Below are 1,654 nucleotides of genomic sequence, written 5' to 3' on the forward strand. Positions count from 1 at the left end.
CCATAATGAGAATTGCTGGGCTGCGACGGTCGGGCTTGCGACCTCGGGTAGCCGAGGGCAACCTGTGTGGCTCGTTTCGATCGATGACTCAGGACTTGCATGCGCGACTACAAATGGCTGCACGAATACTGCCTCAATCGTTTCGGCTCGGCCGCAGCACTGGAGAGCCGCCTGCCGCAACCCAAGCGTCCCGATGAGCTTCGCGCCATTGCGGATGATCGTTACCTCTCGCTGATCAGTCTGCGTATCTTCCGCGCCGGGCTCAAGCACAGTCTGGTCGACGCCAAGTGGCCGGCGTTCGAAGAGGTTTTCTTTGGTTTCGATCCCGAAAAGCTGGTGTTGATGGGAGGCGAACACATCGAGCGACTGATGCAGGATGCCCGCCTCATCCGCCACCTGGGCAAACTCAAGAGCGTGCCGCGCAACGCCCAGTTCGTGCTGGACGTGGCGAAGGAGAAGGGGAGTTTCGGCGACCTGATCGCTGATTGGCCGGTCACCGATATCGTCGGCCTGTGGCGCTATCTGGCCAGGCACGGCACCCAGCTGGGAGGCCTATCGGCGCCGCGTCTGCTGCGCATGGCGGGTAAAGATACGTTCATCCCCAGCAACGACGTTGTCGCTGCGCTCAGGGCGCAAAAGGTAGTGGACAAGGCGCCCAGCAGCCAGCGGGATCAGGCGGCCGTGCAATCGATGTTCAGCCAATGGCACAGCGAGAGTGGTCGACCCATGTCTCAGCTCTCGGCAATGCTGGCGTTTACGGTCAACCACTGAGAACTAAGCCTGCGAGCGGGGGGTAGAGGCCTGTACGCCTTGGCGTCGTTGGCCGGCGATGCCGCTCTTGACAGGAACAGCGCATAGCGCGACTGGCGTTCCAGCTTCATGCAAGCCAAGCGCGTCTGGGTCCTTGCTCATAACTCAAGCGCCGTTCCCACTCATCACTGAGTACTGAGTGAGTTCTGCACCGGGCTTGCATCCATTTCTGCATGCCGGCAGAGTGATGGCTCATGTGCCTGGGACTGCTTCGCCATGCCTCTTCTGGCTCGTTTCACAGCTGTTCTGCTGACCGCGATGCTGCTTGTTGCCTGTTCCAGCCAAGCGCCGGTCGAGCCCATCGTCGCCGCGCCTTCACCACCACCCCAACAGTTTCCCGGCACAGCTGAGGAGGTCTTGTTCTCCGCTTTGGGTCTGGTCGGTACGCCGTATCGCTACGGTGGCAATACCCCGGATGGCGGCTTCGATTGCAGCGGTCTGATCAATTATGTCTATCGAGGCGCGGCCGGTGTCGCTTTGCCACGTACGACTCGAGAGATGAACGCCATGCGGGGCGCCACTATCAGGCGTAATGACTTGAAAGCGGGTGATCTGCTGTTCTTTGCCACCAGCGGCGGGCGTCGTGTCAGCCACGCGGCCATCTATGTCGGCGAAGGGCGTTTCGTCCATGCGCCCTCAACGGGCGGAACGGTACGTCTGGACAGTCTTTCCAACAGTTACTGGCAGCAGAACTACCTCAGCGCCAAGCGCGTGCTCGACAGTGAGCGTCTCGCTCAAGATCCGTAACGCAGGCTGGAACTGAACATGACAGGCACCGTCATTCACTTCCTGCTTGGTGCTGCGACTGGAATCGTTAGATGGCACCTCTCCTGCGTTTTCCTGA

Annotated in this window: 2 protein-coding genes; both read left to right on the top strand. The window is 60.4% G+C overall.

The genetic code is table 11. The features are described 5' to 3' along the window. The first annotated feature begins 99 nt into the window (after positions 1-99). Entirely contained in the window at positions 100-771 is a 672-nt protein-coding gene (locus NA637_RS24920; protein ID WP_256075234.1) for a DNA-3-methyladenine glycosylase I, read from the top strand. 255 nt (positions 772-1,026) lie between these two features. After that, the gene (locus NA637_RS24925; protein ID WP_256075235.1) at positions 1,027-1,557 is read left to right on the top strand and encodes an NlpC/P60 family protein; all 531 of its coding nucleotides are present in this window, start codon (positions 1,027-1,029) and stop codon (positions 1,555-1,557) included. Positions 1,558-1,654 lie beyond the last annotated feature (97 nt).

This window comes from Stutzerimonas stutzeri (assembly GCF_024448935.1).
GTDB classification, from domain to species: Bacteria; Pseudomonadota; Gammaproteobacteria; order Pseudomonadales; family Pseudomonadaceae; genus Stutzerimonas; species Stutzerimonas stutzeri_AO.

Excerpts from the sequence above, each read along its gene's own strand:
- NA637_RS24925 (WP_256075235.1), top strand. The coding sequence starts at position 1,027 with ATGCCTCTTCTGGCTCGTTTCACAGCTGTTCTGCTGACCGCGATGCTG.
- NA637_RS24920 (WP_256075234.1), top strand. The coding sequence starts at position 100 with ATGCGCGACTACAAATGGCTGCACGAATACTGCCTCAATCGTTTCGGC.